The organism is Streptomyces sp. NPDC052236, assembly GCF_044548015.1.
GTDB lineage: Bacteria > Actinomycetota > Actinomycetes > Streptomycetales > Streptomycetaceae > Streptomyces.
The window spans coordinates 1-16,560 of sequence record NZ_JBIUBL010000041.1 but is presented as its reverse complement, the minus strand read 5'-3'; the positions used below and the strand labels follow the sequence as shown (position 1 = coordinate 16,560).

Here is a 16,560-nt window from a genome sequence, read left to right as displayed (position 1 = left end):
GTGACCTTACGTCCTATTTATCGGACAGCCCACTCGGGAGTGTTCTTTCAGCGATACAGAAATACTTCTTCGGCCGACGGCGTGGAATTTTCGCAGCCGCGGCCCCTCCTGACGTGGCGTACGCCACACACCGCCGGGCTCAGTGGTGAGACATGGGCCACTCGCCACCCGCCCCGACTCGCGTACGCTGTCGGCTCACTCGCCCGTCGATGCCGGGCCGCCCTGGAGGACAACCACGCAGTAACGTCCCCGGCTGGCCCGCCGAGCGCGAGGGATTCATTGGGAGGTAGGTACATGTCCGGGACGACCATTGCCGGTGCACGGCCATGTGCCGCCGGCGGCGGTGGAACCCCCTGGGTCGCCAACCGCTGGGTCGTGCTTTTCGTCCTCTGTGTCAGCCTGCTGGTGGTCGCCCTGGACGCGACCGTGCTGCATGTCGCCGTCCCCGCCGTCACGGAGGATCTGCGCCCCAGCGGGGTCCAGCTGCTCTGGATCGTGGACACCTACCCACTCATCTGCGCCGCTCTGCTGATCCTCTTCGGCTCGCTCGGCGACCGGATCGGCCGCCGCCGCGTCCTGCTGATCGGCTACGGCATCTTCGGCGCCGCCTCCGCGTTCGCCGCGTTCGCCACCACCCCGGAAATCCTGATCGGGGCCCGCGCCCTGCTCGGCGTCGGCGGCGCGATGATCATGCCGGCGACGCTGTCGCTCCTCCGCGCCGTCTTCCCCGACCGGCGGGAACGGGCGACGGCCATAGGCATCTGGACCGCGGTCGCCGCGGTCGGCGCCGCCACCGGTCCTGTACTCGGCGGCTTCCTCGTCGAGCACTTCTGGTGGGGCTCCGTCTTCCTGATCAACATCCCGCTGATGGCGCTGATCCTGCCGGTCGGCCGCTGGCTGCTGCCCGAGTCCAAGGGCAGTTCCGACGGCCCCTGGGACGTACTGGGCGCGCTGCTCGCGGCGGCGGGCGTGCTCGGCGCGGTGCTCGGGGTGAAGCGGCTGGGCGCGGGCGTCAGCGTGCTCGACCTCAGGGCGTTCGTCCCGCTGCTGCTGGGCGGGGCGCTGCTCACCCTGTTCGTACGGCGGCAGAAGCACCGGGCGCAGCCGCTGATCGATGTGCGGATGTTCGCCAGGCCCACCTTCTCCACCTCCGTCGGCTGCATCGTCCTCGCCATGCTCGCCCTGGTCGGCCTCGAACTGATCGCGGTCCAGTACCTCCAGCTCGTTCTCGGTCTCACCCCGCTGGAGACCGGTCTGCGGCTGCTGCCGCTGACCTTCGCCGCGATGGCCGCCGGGGCCACCGGCTCGTACACCCTGCGCCGCGTCGGACCGCGCCGGATGGTCGGCTGGGGCTTCGTCCTCACCGCCGCCGCCGTGCTGCTGCTGACCTCGATGGGCCAGCACGACCGGCCGTGGCTGCTGACCACGGGGTTCGTCCTGCTCGGCTTCGGGCTGCAGACCACACTCTTCGCCGCGTACGAGTCGATGCTCAGCGAGGCGCCGCCGGAGCAGGCGGGCGGGGCCGCGGCGATCGGCGAGACCTCGTACCAGCTGGGCGCGGGCATGGGGATCGCCCTGCTCGGCAGCGTCATGAACGCGGCGTACGCGCCCGCGCTCACCTCCCTGGCCGGGGTTCCGGGGCACGCGAGCGCCGACGCGGCCAACTCGCTGGGCGAGGCTTACCAGGTGGCGGACCGGCTGGGCGGCGCGCCCGGGGAGCTGCTGCGCACCACGGCACGCGGTTCCTTTGTGACCGGCCTGCACATCACGCTCCTGGTCTCGGCGGGGCTGCTGCTGCTCGGCGCGCTCGCCGCGCTGCGGCTGCCGCGGGTCATGGAGTGCGCGACGGCGGAGCATGCGGCGGTGGAGCATGCGGCGGTGGAGCATGCGGCGGTGGAGCATGCGGCGGCGGAGGAGCACCCGAAGCCGCAGCGGCCCGAGGTCTCGATCCCGGCGAGCCGCGAACCGGCCGAGGCGACCGGGTCTGGACGCGCGGCACACTGAGCCGTAGCCTCTGCCCAGCCGTGACTAGCGCTGCTAGTTTTCTGAGCGGAACGCCACCGGAGGCCACGCCATGTCCGCACCCGTCACCCCCTCGAAGCCGTCGTTCGACCCCGGCGACCTCCTCGGCCTCGACGACCTGCTCGACCCCGAGGACCTCGCGATCCGCTCCACCGTCCGCGCCTGGGCCGCCGACCGCGTCCTGCCGCACATCGCCGACTGGTACGAGCGCGGCGAGCTCCCGGTCATCCGCGAACTGACCCGCGAACTCGGCGCGCTCGGCGCGCTCGGCATGTCGCTCAAGGGCTACGGCTGCGCGGGCGCCACCGCCGTCCAGTACGGACTGGCCTGCCTGGAGCTGGAGGCAGCCGATTCCGGCATTCGCTCGCTCGTGTCCGTACAGGGCTCGCTCGCCATGTACGCGATCCACCGCTTCGGCTCCGAGGAGCAGAAGCAGCGGTGGCTGCCCGCCATGGCGGCGGGCGAGCTCATCGGCTGCTTCGGCCTCACCGAGCCCGACCACGGCTCCGATCCGGCCGGTATGCGCACCCACGCCAAACGCGACGGCGGCGACTGGGTGCTGACGGGCCGCAAGATGTGGATCACCAATGGTTCGGTGGCCGATGTCGCCGTCGTCTGGGCGCAGACGGACGAAGGCATCCGTGGCTTCGTCGTACCGACCGACGCCCCCGGCTTCGCCGCCGTCGAGATCAAGCACAAGTGGTCCCTGCGGGCGAGCGTCACCAGCGAACTCGTCCTGGACGAGGTGCGGCTGCCCGCCGACGCGGTCCTGCCGGAGGTCACCGGACTGCGCGGCCCGCTCGGCTGTCTCAGCCACGCCCGCTACGGAATCGTGTGGGGCTCGATGGGCGCCGCCCGCTCCAGTTTCGAGGCGGCGGTCTCGTACGCGAAGACGCGCGAGCAGTTCGGCAGGCCGATCGGCGGCTTCCAGCTCACGCAGGCGAAGCTCGCGGACATGGCCGTCGAACTGCACAAGGGGATTCTGCTCGCCCATCATCTGGGCCGGCGTCTGGATGCGGGAAAACTCCGTCCCGAGCAGGTCAGCTTCGGGAAGCTCAACAATGTGCGGGAGGCGATCGAGATCTGCCGCACTTCGCGCACCATCCTCGGCGCGAACGGGATCTCGCTGGAGTACCCGGTGATGCGGCATGCGACGAACCTGGAGTCGGTGCTCACCTATGAGGGCACCGTCGAGATGCACCAGCTCGTGCTGGGCAAGGCGCTCACCGGTCTGGATGCCTTCCGGTAAGACAGATAGGACAAGAAGTCCAGCGAGCGCCTTGCTCAGCTCTGGTTGAAGAATCCATCCTTCGAGCGACCCACGACTTCCCCGCTGACGACCTGAGTGTCGGCGGGGCTCAGCAGGAAGACCCGGGTGGCGACCCGATCGATCGAGCCGCGCAGACCGAAGATCAGTCCCGCCGCGAAGTCCACCACGCGCTTGGCGTCGGCGGGCTCCATGGAGGTGAGATTGACGATGACCGGGACGCCGTCCCGGAAGAGCTCACCGATGGCGCGGGCGTCCCGGAAGCTGTCGGGGGAGACCGTGGCGATCCGGCGGCTCTCCTCCTGCGGGGCGGACTCGGAGACCACACGCACCCGCGGGTCGGTGACCCACGCGTCGCCTGTGTCCCCGCTCTCGGCGTACTCGTCGTCGTAGTAACGCTCGTCGCTGTCCTCGACGAGTCCCAGCCAGGCGCTCGCCTTGCGCACCGAACCCATGGACGCCTCCTTCCGCTCCAGTCCGCTCATTGCGGTCTTTTGTCGTGCCGCACCCCTATGGTCGTCCATAATGCGGATCGCGCGCCAAGGGGATAGCCGCCGCGCAGGGGATTCGTGACGGTACTGGTGCAGAAGTTGTGGTGATTGGTCAAGGTTCCTCCTGCGTACGGGCTGGGTGGCCGCCAAAATATGACAGTCGCGCCGGGCGCGGGCCAGACGGGTGATCACGCGGGCGTACGGGTGAACGGATCGGCCTGAGAGCCCCGGTATGCCCCCTCCTGACGACGATTTAGCGGCAGCGCGCCGACCGCAGACGGCTGCTGACCCTGCGTCAGCCGACCGCCGCGGGCGGATGTGGAAGGCTGACCGCATGAGCACGGACGCACAAGACGCGCACACCGAGGCACAAACAGCCGCACAATCAGACGAGAACCGGCACGACCGGCAAGCCCGGCTGAACTGGCAGAACTGGCGCGAACAGCGCACCGCCACCGTCTCGTCGCCGTACGGCCCCCTCTCGCTCACCGGCACCCACTGGCTCTCCAGTCACCCAGAGGGCCGAATTCCAGCCATCCCGGGTACGTGGTCCGCGGCCGGCGACGAAGTCGTCCTGACCGCCTCGGCCGAGGACGGTCTCACCCTCGACGACAGGCCCTTCACCGGCCGCGTCCACCTCGCCGGGGACCGCGGCCCGATCGCCACATCCCGTGTCGCACACGGCGAACGGCGGCTGTTCCTGCTGCGCCGCGAAGGCCAGTGGGCGGTACGGGATTTCGACCCCGCCTCGCCGGCGCGCCAGGCCTTCCAGGGCGTCCGGGCGACCCCGTACGACCCCCGCTGGGCGCTGCCTGGCCGGTTTCAGCCGTACGAGGAGTTCCGCAGCGTACGCGTCGAGAACGCGGACGGGCGCGAGCGCAGCCTCAGCCTCGACGGTGAGCTCGCCTTCGAGCTCGGCGGCGAGGAGCGCACCCTGCGGGTCGCGATCGAGCCGGACGGCTCGCTCTGGGCCGTCTTCGCCGACGCGACCAGCGAGAACGACAGCGCAGTCGGTGGCAGCTACCGCTTCCGCTTCCTGCGGCCCCCCGCGCCGGCGGCCGACGGCAGCGTGACCGTCGACTTCAACTACGCGCTGCTGCCGCCGTGCGCCTTCGCGGACCACTTCATCTGTCCCTTCCCGCCCCCTGGCAACACCCTGCCGGTCGGCATCCCGGCGGGGGAGCGGAACCTCCTGGGCCGCTGACCCGTCTCACAGCCCGATACGCCCCACCCAGCCCCGCGGCCATATAGCCACCGGGGCCACTTGTCGTGTCGGCCCGCGCGTCCGAAAGGCGCCCTTGCGCGGAAAGTTGACGCCCCGAATACTCCCGAACAGCGCTTGTCAGGGGCACGACTTGTCCGCAATCCGAACAGGCTGCTTCGCTGGCTGCGCCTCACGGGTCCCGAACCCCACAACGGACTCCCGATTCCCCCCAGGAGGAACGACAAGTGAGGATCAAGCGCACCACCCCCCGCAGCGGCACAGCCAGACGTACCCGTCTGCTTGCCGTCACCACTGGCCTGATAGCCGCCGTGGCGCTGGCCGTACCGGCCGCCGCCAACGCCGACTCCGCACAGACCTTCAGCGCCAGTGAACTCACCGCCGCGAGCGGTGCCGTACTCGAAGCCGACGTGGCAGGCACCGCCTGGTACACCGACAAGGCGACCAACACCCTGGTCGTCACGGCCGACTCCACCGTCTCCGCGGCCGAGATCGCCGAGATCAAGCGCGAGGCCGGGTCCACCGCGGGTGCGATCCGCATCGAGCGCACTCCGGGCACCCTGTCCAAGCTCATCTCCGGCGGCGACGCCATCTACGCGACGAGCTGGCGCTGCTCCGCGGGCTTCAACGTCGTCAGCGGCTCCACGTACTACATGCTGACCGCCGGTCACTGCACCGACGGCAACCCGCCCTGGTACACCAACTCCGCGCGTACCACGAGCATCGGACCCACGGCCGGATCCAGCTTCCCGACCAACGACTACGGCCTCGTGCGCTACTCCAACACCTCGGTCCCCCACCCCGGCACCGTCGGCAGCGTTGACATCACCAGCGCGGCCAACGCCACGGTCGGCATGTCCGTCACCCGCCGCGGTTCCACCACAGGCACCCACAGCGGCAGCGTCACCGGCCTCAACGCCACCGTGAACTACGGCGGCGGCGATGTCGTCTACGGCATGATCCGCACCAACGTCTGCGCCGAGCCGGGCGACAGCGGCGGCCCGCTCTACTCCGGCAGCCGGGCCATCGGCCTGACCTCCGGCGGCAGCGGCAACTGCTCCTCCGGCGGTACGACGTTCTTCCAGCCGGTCCCCGAGGCGCTGAGCGCCTACGGAGTCTCCATCCTCTGACAGCGCCACCGGGCGCGCGCACCTGATGCTCTGCTGACGCGCGCCTGATGTGCTGCCGATACGACCCGAGAAGCAGTCGAGCCCCCGTCCGTATGCCAGGACGGGGGCTCGACGTCTCTCTTCCTTTTGAGAGGATGGCAGGACGGGGTCGGGCGCACAGGCACTGACGGAGCGGGGGTCGGCGGTTCAGTGAAACGCATCGGAGTGACCGGCCACCGAGCCATTCCCCCTGAGGCCTATGCCCATGTCCTCGCCGGGATGCGGGCCGCGCTCTGCGGCTGCCACGGAGTGTCGATGGAAGCCCTCTCCAGCCTCGCGACGGGAGCGGACCAGCTCTTCGCGGACATCGCGCTGGCGTGCGGCGCGGAGTTGACCGCGGTCATTCCCAGCGGCGACTACGAGGACGGCTTCGCCACCCCCGGCGAGCTCGCCCGCTACCAGGAGCTCAAGGGCCGGGCCACCCGCGAGATCCAGCTGTCGTTCCCGTACTCCACGGACGAGGCGTATTACGCGGCCGGGGCGTATATCGCCGACAACTGCGACCGGCTGCTCGCGGTCTGGGACGGCCGCCCGGCCCGCGGTCTCGGGGGCACGGGCGACATCGTCCGCTACGCGCGCGACCTCGGCAGACCGGTGACCATCATCTGGCGCGAGGGCGTTCAGCGCTCCTGAGCCCCGGCTGGGCGGACCCAGTCAACTGCGGTGCCTGACGAGCCAGTCGGTGTGCTGCGGGGAGACGATCCGCTCGGTCTCGTAGACCGCGGACGGCCACTCCACCTCCGTGACCGTCGTTTCCATCGCCGTGTGCATCGCCGCCAGGTCCTCCTCCACCAGGGAGTGAGCGGCGATGAGTGGCTGATGGCGCCGGATCTCGCTCCACGCCAGGCACGCGGCAGCCGCCGCTGACAACACCCCCGCCAGATGGACGGATTCGGCGAGTGAGAAGGTCCGCAGCAGCGCGAAGAACAGCGCGAACAGGGTGAGCAGGCCGATCGAGACCGACCACAGCACGGTGGCACGGCGGGAGACCTCCGTGCGCCGGTGGTACCAGTTGCGCTGCTCGATCAGCCGGTCCCTGACGTAGGTCTCCTTGCGGACGTTGAACCCCTTGGCGCGCAGCCGCCGCATGGGTGTGGTGACCAGGTCCGCCGCCGCGACCGCCCCCTCGCTCGTACGCGGGTCCTGCCAGCCGACCTTGGCCAGTTCCCGTAGCCCTTCCTCCAGGCGCGAGGTGAACAACTCGTCCGCGTCGGCGGAGTGGGAGTCGAACGGCGCCCCGTGCACGGCGTACCGCCAGCACATCGACTTGATGAACTCGGCCGCCGACCGGTTCAGTTGCCACTGCGACTTTGCGCTACGGCGAGAGGCGCGGTAACTGAGCATCAGCACCGCCGCGTACGCCAGCGCGCTGAGCGCGCCGGCGGGCTGGAAGGAGTCGCTCAGCGTCAGTGACGACGGGAACGCGGCCAGTGCCGCGCCCGCCACCAGTAAGAGCAGTTGGTAACGGGTGGAGCCGACAGCCTCGCGCTGGTGCGCGATCGCGACGGTGTCCGTGCGATGGAAGAGCACCGGCAGATCGGTGTTGCGGAAGACCATGCTTTGCAGTGGGCCGGGAAACTCGGTCATGGGCACTCCCGTCTGCGGTTCTCTTCACTCTTTAGGTGGAATGGATCGTTCCGCTACCGCCCTGTAAGAATGCGCGGCAACTCTTTTGTTGCGACCTCATGTGCCGAGTTACTCCAAGTGGCCATGAGAGTAAAGTTGTGCCGCCGGTACCGCAACGGTGCATGATTATCTGTGCTGGACAGTTCCTCTGTAAACCACACAAGGACGGCCCCTCATGACGTTTCAGACCTCTGCCTCGTTTGCTGCCGCGAAGAAGAAGCGTATTCCCTTGGCCCAGATCGATGTACGGGGTACCGAAGTGAGCAGGAAATTGGCTCGCGTACTGCCCGCTCCAGCCCAGGGTTCTGTGCGTGCGTCAACCTTCAACTCCGCGCTCTGAGCCCGCTCTAGACTGGCGGAATGACAGGACCCCTGGTCCCCTTCCGCGAGATCGTCTTAAAGGTCCACAGCCGGTGCGATCTTGCATGTGACCACTGCTATATCTACGAACACGCTGATCAGAGCTGGCGCACCCGCCCCAGGGCAATCTCTGACGAAGCCATTTCCTGGACAGCTCTGCGACTGGCCGAGCATGCCAAGAGTCATGCCCTGCCCTCCGTGTCAGTGATCCTGCACGGAGGGGAGCCTCTTCTGGCAGGGCACGCACGACTGAGACGCGTCTGCGAGGAGCTCAGCCAGGCCCTCGACTCCATCGCCGAACTCGACCTTCGTATCCATACGAACGGTTTGCAGCTCAGCCCCCGCTACCTCGACCTTTTCAGCGAGTACAACGTCCGGGTCGGGATCTCCCTCGACGGCGACCGGCGCGCGAACGACCGCCACCGCCGCTTCGCGGACGGGCGCACCAGCCATCCCCTGGTCCTCAAGGCCGTCGACCTGCTGCGCGAGGAGCGTTACCGCCACCTCTACCTCGGTCTGCTCTGCACCATCGACGTGGCCAACGACCCGATCGCCGTGTACGACGCCCTCACCGAGCTGGCACCGCCGCGCATCGACTTCCTGCTCCCGCACGCCACGTGGGACACCCCGCCGGCCCGCCCCGACGGCTCGCCCACCGCGTACGCCGACTGGATCCTGAAGATCTTCGACCGCTGGGACAGGCAGGGCCGCACCATCCCCGTGCGGCTCTTCGAATCGGTCTTCTCCACCCTCGGCGGCGGCCCCAGCCTCACCGAATCGCTCGGGCTCGCCCCCACGGACCTCGTCGTCGTGGAGACCGACGGCACCCTGGAGCAGGTCGACTCGCTCAAAAGCGCCTACGAAGGCGCGGCCGCCACCGGATTCGACGTCTACGCCCACTCCTTCGACGAGGTGGCGGCCCACCCCGGCGTCATGGCGCGGCAGCAAGGAATCGCCGGGGTCAGTGATACCTGCCGCCAGTGCCCGGTCGTACGGTCCTGCGGCGGCGGGCTCTACACCCACCGCTACAGCTCCGCGAAGTCCCCCGGCGAATTCGACAACACCTCCGTGTACTGCGCCGACCTCGAAGCGCTGATCCGCGGCATCGAGCAGCGCGTCTCCGCCGGGGCGGTGTCCCCCGCGGTCACCGACTCCGGCGTGCTGATGGCCCACCACCAGGACGTGACCCGCACCCTGCTCGCCGATGTGCACCTGGAGCTCGACGGGCGCGGCGGCGAAGCTTGGCAGGAGGCCTGGGAGCTGGCCTGCGCGCTGGAGGCGCCGGGGGAGCGCGCCGACGCACTCGACGTTGTATACGGCCATCCCTACACCTACACCTGGCTGCAGGGCTGTCTGGCCGCCCTGCGCGAGGGGCGGCCGGAGGCGGCTGCCCGGCTCGCGCTGCGGCTGCCGGCGTATCTCGCGGCAGCGGTCGTACGGGGCGGTCTTGAGCTGCCCGTGCGGGTGCCGTACCGGGACGGCGTGCTCCGGCTCCCCACGCTCGGGGAACTGCGGATGACGGGCCCCTCAGAGCACGGCGAGGCCGAAGTGCGAGCGGCCGAGAAAGGATTCCTGGTCCGGCCGGCGGGCCGCGAACTCCGCTGCGTACGCACAGACACAGACGCGGCGGACACGGACGTGACGGACACGGACGTGACGGACACGGACGCGGGCGGTGACTGGCGGCCCGTACGCACGCTCAGCGCCCCCGGCGCGCCCGCCCTGCGCCTGGACGACCTTGACCCGTACCGCGACTGCTTCGGCGTACCCGTGCGCGGGCGGCTCAGCGCCGCCGAGGCGGCCGACTGGAGCGAACGGCTCGCCGGCGCATGGGCGCTGCTGCGGCGCGCCGTACCCGAACAGGCCACCGAAGCCGCCGACTGTCTGACCACCCTGACCCCACTGGTCGCCGGAGAACCCTCGCGCCGCAACCACGGCTACGGAACGCTCGGCATCGCCGTGCCCGGCACACCCGGCCGGCTCGCGCCCGCGCTGCTGCGCGGTTTCCGCCGCGCCAAACTGCAGGCCTTGGTCGAGGTCACCGACCTCTACGCGCAGGACGGCGCCTGGCACCACCCCGCGCCCTGGCAGGACGCGCCCGTACCCGTCTCCGAGCTGCTGGCAGGGGCGTACGAACGCGTGGGCCTCGCCGCCTTCGAACCGGCGGCGGCCGACCAGGCCAAGGGGGCGCTGGACACCCTGGAGCGCGCGGCCGAACTGACCGTCGGCGGCCGGCGGCTGCTGGAGGAGCTGTGGCGGGAGACGGACCGCGGCTGAGCCGGGCGCCCTCCCAAAAGGGACAACGATGGTTCAACCGGCAGGAAGAGCCGCGCGACTGTTCTCGATCGGGAACGTGGTCGGCCGGGCGGTGGACAGGATGACTGAAAAGCGGCGTTGATTGACTGAACCACGGGGGGATGCAGAGTGACCCATTCCGGAATGATGAATTCGCTCGCAGCTTTACTCGTTTGTGGATGTGGGTGTAGATGTGGGCGTTCACACAGGACGGGGGTCGTGTGACAGATTCATCTCAGCGAACGGCTGACCATCGGCCGTACTTCTTTCTCAGTTATGCGCATACGCCGCGGTACGGCGCGGGGGGCCCCGATCCCGACATGTGGGTCGAGCGGCTCTTCCGCGACTTGTGCGGCCATGTGATGGCCATGACCGATCTGCCGGCCGGCGCGCCCGCCGGGTTCATGGACCGGGAGATCCGTTCGGGGGAGGGCTGGTCGGAGCGGCTCGGTGAGGTGCTGGCCACCTGCCGCGTATTCGTCCCGCTCTTCTCGCCGCGGTACTTCGCCAGCGAGATGTGCGGCAAGGAGTGGTACGCCTTCGCCCAGCGGGCCATCTACCACCAGGCCAAGAGCAACCGCTCGGCCGAGGCGATCGTCCCCGCGCTGTGGGTGCCGATGCCGCTGGAGCAACTTCCGGGACCCGCCGAGCGGTTGCAGTTCAACCACCGGGCCTTCGGAGACCGCTACGTGACCGACGGGCTCTACGGGCTGATCAAACTCCGGATTTTCGCCGAGGAGTACGAGGCAGCCGTCTATGAACTCGCCAAACGCATCGTCCGTGTCGCCGAGACTACGCGCGTCGGCTCGGGCTCCCCGGTCGACTACCGGCAGGCGCCGAGCGCCTTCGGCAAGCCCACCGGCGGTCCCCGGCCGATGAATGTGACCGTCGCCGCGCCCACCCACCACGATCTGCCCTCGGGGCGCGCCCCCGACTACTACGGCAAGCAGGCGCAGGACTGGAACCCCTACCACCCCGACGCCGCACGGCCGCTGGCGTACGTGGCGCAGGATCTGGTCCGCTCCCTCAACTACCAGGCGACGATCTCCTCCTTCGACCACGAGACGCCGTCCGACCCGGGCCAGCCACCCACCCGCCCCGAAATACTGCTGGTCGACCGGTGGGCGCTGGAGGACGAGGACCGGCGTCGGCGGCTCGCCGCCTTCGACGCGGAGCCGCGCCCCTGGGTGAGCGTCGTCGTCCCCTGGAACCGCGACGACCCGCAGTGCCGGACCTCGGAAGCCGAGCTGGCCGAGAAGCTGGAACGGACCATGCCGCACCAGATGCGCCAGGGCCGCGCCGCCTGCCGCGCCGCCGCCAAGGGCGTGTTCTCCATGGAGGCGTTCGGCCAGCTGCTGCCCCAGGTGGTGGAATCGGCCGCCCAGGAGTATCTGCGGCACGCCGAGGTCTTCCCGCCCGCGCCGCCCGCGGGCGGCAGCCAGCGCGAACGGCCCCGGCTGCGCGGCCCGATGTCCGAGTACGGCACCACCCACTACGTACCGCACACGCATGACATCGCACCCGATGCGGAGGACACGGATGACAGCCAGTCGTGACGGGCGCATCGTCACCTTCTACTCCTACAAGGGAGGTACGGGCCGGACGATGGCCCTGGCCAATGTCGCCTGGATCCTGGCCGCCAACGGCAAGCGGGTCCTGGCGGTCGACTGGGATCTGGAGGCACCCGGCCTGCACCGTTTCTTCCACCCCTTCCTGGACCCCTCCACGCTCGGCGCCACCACCGGAGTGATCGACCTGATCACCGAGTACGCCTGGGCCGCGACCCGCCCCGAGCCGCGCCGGGAGGACTGGCATCTCGACTACGCGCGCATCCAGCCGCACGCGGTCTCCCTCACGCCCGAGAATCTGGGCTGGCAGTTCCCCAACGGCGGCACCCTCGACTTCGTCTCCGCGGGCAAACAGAACCGCGAATACTCCGCGACGGTCTCCACCTTCGACTGGGACAACTTCTACGACCGGCTCGGCGGCGGCCACTTTTTCGACGCCCTCCGTGACGACATGAAGGCCAATTACGACTACGTCCTCATCGACAGCCGTACCGGCCTCAGCGACATCGCCGACATCTGCACCGTCCATCTGCCCGACATCCTCGTGGACTGCTTCACGCTCAGCGACCAGTCCATCGACGGCGCCGCCGCGGTGGCCCGGCAGATCGACGAGCGGTACGGCGGTCGCGGCATCAAGATCTTCCCGGTGCCGATGCGGATCGACGAGGGCGAGAAGGAGAAGGCGGACGCCGGACGGGCACTGGCCCGGCTGAAGTTCGACCGCTTCCCCAGCGGGCTCGACGGCGAGGAGTCGACCGCCTACTGGGGCGCGGTGGAGATTCCCTACCGTCCCTACTACGCCTACGAGGAGACCCTTGCCACCTTCGGCGACGAAGCCGGTCTGACCAGCTCCCTGCTCTCCGCCTTCGAGCGGCTCACCGCCGTCGTCACCGACCAGCGGATCACCTCGATGCCGCAGGTCAGCGAGGAGATCAGGCTCCGCATCAGAGACGCCTTCACACGCCGCCGCCCCGCGATGCCCGCCGATCTCTTCCTCAGCTATGTGGCCGAGAACCGGATGTGGGCCGACTGGGCCGAGGCCGTGCTCACCCGCGCCGGTTTCCGGGTGGTGCCGCGCGACGTCTCGGTCGAGCGGGAGTCGTCCGACGCGGACGCCATCGCCGCCGAGAACGCCGCCCGTACGGTGGTGCTGCTGTCCAGCGCGTACCTCAAGTCCGCCCGCGCGGTGGAGGTCTGGTCGCGGGCCGCGGCCGAGGACCCCAGCGGCGGCCGGCGTCATCTGCTGCCGGTCCGGGTCGGCGACGTACGGCTCTCCACCCCGTACATCGACCGCAACCCGGTGGATCTCTTCCGGCTCGACGAAGTGCATGCCGCCACCGCGCTGCTGCGCGCGCTGGACCGTCCGGTGCAGCTGCCCGACAGCGCCGCCTCGCTCGGTCCGCGCTTCCCCGGCACCGTGCCGAAGATCTGGAACGCGCCGCCGCGCAACCCCGGCTTCACCGGCCGCTCGATGGTGCTGGAGCGGATGCGCGACCAGCTCGGCGGCGGGATGGCCGTGGCCGCCGTACTGCCCCAGCCGCAGACGCTGTACGGCCTCGGCGGCGTCGGCAAGACCCAGGTTGCGCTGGAGTATGTGCACCGCTTCATGGCCGATTACGACCTGGTGTGGTGGATCTCCTCCGAGCAGCCCGACGATGTGGTCGCCGGGCTCGCCGAACTCGCCGTCCGGCTCGGCGCGCAGGGCGGCGAAGACATGGCGGCGGCCTCGCAGGAAGCCATCGACCTGCTGCGGCGCGGCGTGCCGTCGCCGCGCTGGCTGCTGGTCTTCGACAACGCCGACGACCCCGAGCAGCTCAAGAAGTTCTTCCCGCCCCAGGGTCCCGGGCACATCATGGTCACCTCCCGGAACCAGACCTGGTCGCAGTACGGGGACGCGCTGCCCGTCGACGTATTCCTGCGCGCGGAGTCCATCGAGCACCTCCAGCGGCGCGCCCGCGGGCTGACCGCCGAGGACGCCGACCAGGTCGCCACCGCCGTCGGCGACCTGCCCCTCGCCGTCGAACAGGCGGCGGCCTGGATCGCGGAGACCGCGACCCCGGTCGCCTCCTATCTGGAACAGCTCAGCGAACAGACCGCGAGCGTCCTCGGGCTCAACCAGCCCCCCGGCTATCCCGAGCCGGTCGCCGCGACCTGGAACGTCTCCATCGAACGGCTCAAGGAGCGCTCACCCGCGGCGGTGCGCCTGCTCCAGCTCTGCGCCTTCTTCGCGCCCGAGCCGATCTCCGCGAACCTCCTCTACAGCAAGGAGATGATCGACGCGCTCAAGCCGTACGACTCCTCGCTCCAGGAGAAACTGGTGCTCGGCCGGGTCATCCGGGAGATCGGCCGGTTCGCCCTGGCCAAGGTCGACCAGGTCTCCAACAGCATTCAGGTGCACCGGCTGGTGCAGGCGGTCATCCGGGCCCAGCTCACCGAAGAGGAGCAGCGGGAGGCCCGCCACGCCGTCCACCGGGTCCTCTCGGGCGCCCGGCCCGACGACGACGAGCCGATCGACAACCCCGAGACCTGGCCGCGGTTCGCCACCATCTGGCCGCATCTGACCACCTCGGAGGCCAGGTACTGCAAGGAGCCCGAAACCCGCCGGCTGATGATCGACCGCGTGCGCTACCTGTGGAAGCGCGGCGACCTGAACGCCGCGTACGCGCTCGCCGAGGAACTGCGCGAGGCCTGGCGTCAGACGCTCGGCAACGACGATTTGCAGTACCTCTACCTGCGCTTCCACCTGTCGAACATTCTGCGCTCGCAAGGCCGTTACCCGGAGGCCAAGGAGCTGGACGAGGTGACGCTGGAACGCCAGCGGGAGGTGCTGGGGCTGTCCCATCCGCATACGTACATGACCACCAGCGGCCTCGCGATGGACCTGGGCACCCTCGGCCAGTACGGCAGGGCGATGGAGCTGGCGACCGAGGCGCACGAGGGCTTCAGCCAGATCTTCCACGAGGCCCATCCGCGTACGCTCGCCGCCGCCAACAACCTGGCGCTGAACCTGCGCATGGTCGGCCAGTACGCCAGGGCCCGCGAGATCGACCAGGAGGTCTTCGACCGGCGGACCGAAGTCCTCGGCCCGGAGCATCCGTACACCCTCTCCTCGGCCCTGAACCTGGCGCGTGACCTGCGCGAGGTCGGGCGGTACGAGGACTCCGTGGCGGTGCTCGCCCGTACGTACGACAGCTACAAGGCGCAGCTCGGCCGGACCTTCCCGGGCACGCTGGCGGCGGGCAAGAGCCTCGCCGTGTCGCTGCGCAGGGCGGGCCGTCTGGAGGACGCGCGGCGGCTGACCCTGGCCACGCGCAACCGCTACCGCGCCAAGTACACCCTGGCCAATCCGGACTCGCTCTCCTGCGATCTGAACATGGCGGCGGACCTGTTCGCGGGCGGGGAGCCGGTGGCGGCGCGCGATTTGGCGCAGGAGGTGGCCGACCAGTACACGAAGGTGCCGGGGGAGAAGCATCCGTACACGCTCGCCGCGCTCAACAACCTCGGCATCTTCCACTGGGGCTGCGGCGCTCCGGAAGCAGCGGAAGCGGTGCTGAGGAAGGTCTCCGCGACGATGCGGGAGGTCCTGGGCGAATTCCATCCGCACGCTCTGTACTGCACTATTAACCTCGCCAACGCCCTCGCGGACCTGGGCAGCCTGGAGGAGGCGCTGGCGATCGAGCAGCGGACGGTGGCCACGCTGCGCGAGGTGCTGGGGCCGCACCACCCCGAGGTGCTCGGCATCGCCTCCAACATGGCGGTGACGCTGGGCCTGCTGGGCCGCAAGGACGAGTCGGCGCAGCTCCGGGTGGAGATCGTGGAGGAGCTGCGGCAGCTGCTCGGCGAGGACCACGCGCTGACCCGGATCGCGCGGGACGAGCGCAGGGCGTACCGGGATCTGGAGCCGCTGGCGGTGTGAGCCGTACGGCTCGGGCTCGTACGAGTACGCCCCAGGGCGTGTTTGAGAAGTCCCTCCCCCTGGACTTCGTCCGGTGGGGGTCCCCTGGGGGCACCTCCCGTGCGAAGCCACGGGGGAGAAGCCAGGGGGAGGACCCCCAGCGCCGCGACGCCTGGCACGCGCACTCGCGGTGCACGCACCAGACGCCGCAGGGCCCGCCCTGCGGGCGGACGGCGCTACTTCTCAAACACGCCCTAGGGCCTGTGTGATGTCGTGATCAATCTTGCCGATCCGGATCCGTCTGGAGGGTGGATCCGGTAGGAAGACGATCGTGACGCGTAGGCAACTGAGCCAGGATCAGTGGAAGTTGATCGAGCCGTACCTGCCGATCGGCGAGTACGGCCCGTACCCCGAGCGGCTGCGGGATCAGGTCGAGGGGGTGATCTGGCGGTTCAGGACAGGCTCGCAGTGGCGTGAGATGCCGGGTGAGTTCGGGCCTTGGCCCACCGTCTACGGACGCTTTCGGGTCTGGCGGAATGCCGGTGTCTTTACCGCGCTGCTGGAGGGCCTGATCGCCGAAGCCGCTCGCCAAGGGAAGACGGACTTGTCCCTGGTCAGCGTGGACTCCACGACCTCCCGCGCCCA

General features: G+C 69.6%; 12 protein-coding genes. 10 read left to right on the top strand and 2 right to left on the bottom strand.

The features are described from left to right. Positions 1-294 precede the first annotated feature (294 nt). Together ACIHCQ_RS40730 and ACIHCQ_RS40725 are read left to right on the top strand one after the other, a co-directional pair. Positions 295-2,004: an MFS transporter gene (locus ACIHCQ_RS40730; RefSeq protein ID WP_399674034.1), complete on the top strand. Its 1,710-nt coding sequence runs from the start codon at positions 295-297 to the stop codon at positions 2,002-2,004. A gap of 70 nt (positions 2,005-2,074) precedes the next feature. Next, complete coding sequence (locus ACIHCQ_RS40725; RefSeq protein WP_399674032.1) at positions 2,075-3,271, top strand: acyl-CoA dehydrogenase family protein; 1,197 nt, start codon at positions 2,075-2,077, stop codon at positions 3,269-3,271. Between the two features lie 35 nt (positions 3,272-3,306). On the opposite strand, the gene ACIHCQ_RS40720 is transcribed toward ACIHCQ_RS40725, so the two are convergent. Further along, the gene (locus tag ACIHCQ_RS40720) at positions 3,307-3,744 is read right to left on the bottom strand and encodes a cell division protein SepF (RefSeq protein WP_399674030.1); all 438 of its coding nucleotides are present in this window, start codon (positions 3,742-3,744) and stop codon (positions 3,307-3,309) included. A gap of 370 nt (positions 3,745-4,114) precedes the next feature. Between ACIHCQ_RS40720 and ACIHCQ_RS40715 the strand changes: the two genes are divergently transcribed. The 3 genes from ACIHCQ_RS40715 (at position 4,115) to ACIHCQ_RS40705 (ending at position 6,804) form a co-directional block, all read left to right on the top strand. Continuing rightward, positions 4,115-4,984, top strand: coding sequence for a DUF1684 domain-containing protein (locus ACIHCQ_RS40715; RefSeq protein WP_399674028.1), 870 nt, complete (start codon positions 4,115-4,117; stop codon positions 4,982-4,984). Between the two features lie 245 nt (positions 4,985-5,229). Then, on the top strand, positions 5,230-6,132 hold the full coding sequence (locus ACIHCQ_RS40710) for a S1 family peptidase (RefSeq protein ID WP_399674026.1): 903 nt from the start codon (positions 5,230-5,232) through the stop codon (positions 6,130-6,132). 189 nt (positions 6,133-6,321) lie between these two features. Next, positions 6,322-6,804: a hypothetical protein gene (locus ACIHCQ_RS40705; protein WP_399674024.1), complete on the top strand. Its 483-nt coding sequence runs from the start codon at positions 6,322-6,324 to the stop codon at positions 6,802-6,804. Positions 6,805-6,825: 21 nt separating this feature from the next. Here ACIHCQ_RS40705 and ACIHCQ_RS40700 read toward each other — a convergent pair whose 3' ends face one another. Then, the gene (locus ACIHCQ_RS40700; RefSeq protein WP_399674081.1) at positions 6,826-7,728 is read right to left on the bottom strand and encodes a DUF4231 domain-containing protein; all 903 of its coding nucleotides are present in this window, start codon (positions 7,726-7,728) and stop codon (positions 6,826-6,828) included. 244 nt (positions 7,729-7,972) lie between these two features. On the opposite strand from ACIHCQ_RS40700, the gene fxsA reads away from it, so the two are divergent. The 5 genes from fxsA to ACIHCQ_RS40675 form a co-directional block, all read left to right on the top strand. Then, the gene (gene fxsA / locus ACIHCQ_RS40695) at positions 7,973-8,137 is read left to right on the top strand and encodes an FxSxx-COOH cyclophane-containing RiPP peptide (protein ID WP_399674022.1); all 165 of its coding nucleotides are present in this window, start codon (positions 7,973-7,975) and stop codon (positions 8,135-8,137) included. Between the two features lie 20 nt (positions 8,138-8,157). Next, positions 8,158-10,434 carry a radical SAM/SPASM protein FxsBH, inactivated beta-hydroxylase extension form gene (gene fxsBH, locus ACIHCQ_RS40690; RefSeq protein WP_399674020.1) on the top strand — a complete coding sequence of 759 codons (2,277 nt, stop codon included), beginning with the start codon at positions 8,158-8,160 and terminating at the stop codon, positions 10,432-10,434. Positions 10,435-10,643: 209 nt separating this feature from the next. Next, a complete protein-coding gene (locus ACIHCQ_RS40685; RefSeq protein ID WP_399674018.1) occupies positions 10,644-12,008 on the top strand; it encodes a TIR-like protein FxsC in 1,365 nt (454 codons plus the stop codon). Then, a complete protein-coding gene (fxsT, locus tag ACIHCQ_RS40680) occupies positions 11,992-15,936 on the top strand; it encodes an FxSxx-COOH system tetratricopeptide repeat protein (protein WP_399674016.1) in 3,945 nt (1,314 codons plus the stop codon). The genes ACIHCQ_RS40685 and fxsT overlap by 17 nt, the downstream gene beginning before the upstream one ends. A gap of 310 nt (positions 15,937-16,246) precedes the next feature. Then, positions 16,247-16,560, top strand: a 314-nt coding sequence (locus ACIHCQ_RS40675) for a transposase (RefSeq protein ID WP_399674014.1), incomplete at its 3' end; no start/stop codon positions are given.

Excerpts from the sequence above, each read along its gene's own strand:
- ACIHCQ_RS40730 (WP_399674034.1), top strand. The coding sequence starts at position 295 with ATGTCCGGGACGACCATTGCCGGTGCACGGCCATGTGCCGCCGGCGGC.
- ACIHCQ_RS40725 (WP_399674032.1), top strand. The coding sequence starts at position 2,075 with ATGTCCGCACCCGTCACCCCCTCGAAGCCGTCGTTCGACCCCGGCGAC.
- ACIHCQ_RS40720 (WP_399674030.1), bottom strand. The coding sequence starts at position 3,744 with ATGGGTTCGGTGCGCAAGGCGAGCGCCTGGCTGGGACTCGTCGAGGAC.
- ACIHCQ_RS40715 (WP_399674028.1), top strand. The coding sequence starts at position 4,115 with ATGAGCACGGACGCACAAGACGCGCACACCGAGGCACAAACAGCCGCA.
- ACIHCQ_RS40700 (WP_399674081.1), bottom strand. The coding sequence starts at position 7,728 with ATGGTCTTCCGCAACACCGATCTGCCGGTGCTCTTCCATCGCACGGAC.
- fxsA (WP_399674022.1), top strand. The coding sequence starts at position 7,973 with ATGACGTTTCAGACCTCTGCCTCGTTTGCTGCCGCGAAGAAGAAGCGT.
- fxsBH (WP_399674020.1), top strand. The coding sequence starts at position 8,158 with ATGACAGGACCCCTGGTCCCCTTCCGCGAGATCGTCTTAAAGGTCCAC.
- ACIHCQ_RS40685 (WP_399674018.1), top strand. The coding sequence starts at position 10,644 with ATGTGGGCGTTCACACAGGACGGGGGTCGTGTGACAGATTCATCTCAG.
- fxsT (WP_399674016.1), top strand. The coding sequence starts at position 11,992 with ATGACAGCCAGTCGTGACGGGCGCATCGTCACCTTCTACTCCTACAAG.